The 2,058-nt window shown below is 49.6% G+C and carries 2 protein-coding genes; one reads left to right on the top strand and one right to left on the bottom strand.

Annotated features, from left to right (window positions below; genetic code table 11):
• Positions 1 to 44: 44 nt before the first annotated feature.
• Positions 45 to 1,421, bottom strand: coding sequence for an oxygen-independent coproporphyrinogen III oxidase (hemN, locus tag GX117_08545; protein ID NLO33388.1), 1,377 nt, complete (start codon positions 1,419 to 1,421; stop codon positions 45 to 47).
• A gap of 348 nt (positions 1,422 to 1,769) precedes the next feature.
• On the opposite strand from hemN, the gene GX117_08540 reads away from it, so the two are divergent.
• Positions 1,770 to 2,058 (top strand): hypothetical protein (locus GX117_08540; GenBank protein ID NLO33387.1); only part of this gene is annotated, 289 nt, incomplete at its 3' end.

Here is a 2,058-nt window from a genome sequence, read left to right as displayed (position 1 = left end):
TGCCTTATAGCCGTCGGACAGGCTGAGTGCGGTTAGCGGCGTCTTTATATGGTTCGTGAGAACAGCGTTTTGGCATCGGTTTTCAAATAGGCGTCAAAAACCATGCACAGGTTGCGAATAAAGGGCGCGCCCGTAGCGGTGACCTGCCAGCAAGCGTCTTGGATCTGGATCATCCCTTCCTCTTCATAGGCAGCGAGTGCCTCCCGTTCCGCGGTGAAATAGACGGCGCCATCGATATCGAAAAGACGGCGCAGCGCATCCAAATCAAGCTTAAAGCTGCACATGAGCCGACGGATCACCCAGCGTCGGATCTGATCATCTTTGGATAAGCTGATACCTCTTTCCACAGGAAACAAACCCTGCTGCAGCTGCTCGTGATAGACCTCAAGTTCTTTTGTATTTTGAGAATAGCAGTCTGCCACTTCGCTGATGGCAGATACGCCAAAGCCGATTTGATCCGGTGCTTGCCGCACCGTATAGCCCATGAAGTTTCGGTTGAGGCTGTGGTTATCCAAGGCAAGAGATAATTCATCGCCGGGCAATGCAAAATGATCCATGCCGATGGGCCGGTAGCCTGCAGCCAGAAGGCGTTTCCGTGCATCGGCAAAAAGGGCGTATTTCTCGCGCGTATCCGGACGCTTAAAAAGATCCAGTACTTTTTGATGGTCGAAGCGCGCAGGGAGATGGGCGTAGCTGTACATGGCGATACGATCTGGTGCTATATGAATGATGGATGAGATGGTTTCTTGCCACCGATCCATGGTCTGCAGCGGAAGGCCGTAGATCAGATCCACATTAATGCCTGTGAAACCAAGATTACGGCACAAATTGACCAGGGACTCCGTTTGTGCGGCTGTTTGATAGCGGCCGACCACATGCTGCACTTCCGGGTTAAGATCTTGAACCCCGAAACTGATGCGGTTGAAACCAAGTTCACGGAGCACTTTCAGTTGTTTTGTCGTTACCGTAACAGGATTGGTTTCCAAAGCAATTTCTGCATTATCAGCAAAATCAAAATAACGGCTGAGCATGGCGAAGAGACGGCGCATGCGCGGTTCATCGAGGAACGTGGGCGTGCCGCCGCCCCAATGGCACTGGGATACCGTCTTGCGTTTGCCCAAGCGCGCTGACACCGATGCGATTTCCTGTTCCACGTCGTCAAGATAGCGGTTCACTTGCGCTTCGATAGGGGCAGCGATTGTATTGCAGCCGCAATAGGCACAACGCTGCGCGCAAAAGGGGATATGCACATAAAGTGACAGCGGACTGTCGTGATGCTGCGACGCTTGGACAAGAGCTTTTTTATAGGCCTCGTCGTTGAAGGTGTTGCGCCATTCCGGTACCGTGGGGTAGCTGGTGTACCGTGGTCCGGGTCGATCGTATTTCAGCAATAAATCCGGTGTAATTTCTGGTGTCGTCATGAACAGTGTTTCCTAAAGAACGAATTCGAACAACCTCACAAGCTCTCTATTTTACCAATAATATGAGACACAATCCATAGGTATCGCATTTGTCGGATAGGCATAGGTTCATACTTCAAATGCGGGCGCAAAAAGCCTGCGTTACTACTAGCCTCTCATGATGGGCTAGGTTTTGTGTCGGAATGGTGTTTTGGTGTAAAAAGACCGTGGCAGGTATTGACATGATCTTGTAAATGAGATATGATCTTGCCGTTAGGATGGGCTTGTGTTTAACAACGCTGTTTGCCCTATTCTATGTATAATATCAACAGTGAATGGTTACTTTTTTGATCAAAAAGAAAGATATCTATGAAAAATTTGTCGAGAATGCGAAATGTTGGCCTTGTCGCAGCAGCTATGATTATTTTGGGGTTAGTGCATGTGGCTGCTAATGCAGCGATCACGATTTCAACACTTGAAAATCTGGAAAAAATAGGCACCGATTCTTCATTCCCATTGGATGGCGATTACCTTCTTGGCCGAGATATTGACGCCACTGCCACTTCCGGCTGGAATGGAGGCGCCGGTTTTATTCCAATCGGCTCTTCGACTACGCCCTTTACCGGTACCTTCGATGGGCAAGGGCACAGTATTACGG

The sequence above is a fragment of the Candidatus Hydrogenedentota bacterium genome (assembly GCA_012523015.1).
In the GTDB taxonomy this organism is placed as follows: domain Bacteria; phylum Hydrogenedentota; class Hydrogenedentia; order Hydrogenedentales; family CAITNO01; genus JAAYBJ01.
Note: the sequence above shows the minus strand (reverse complement) of the source record. Positions and strands in the feature narration are given on the sequence as shown.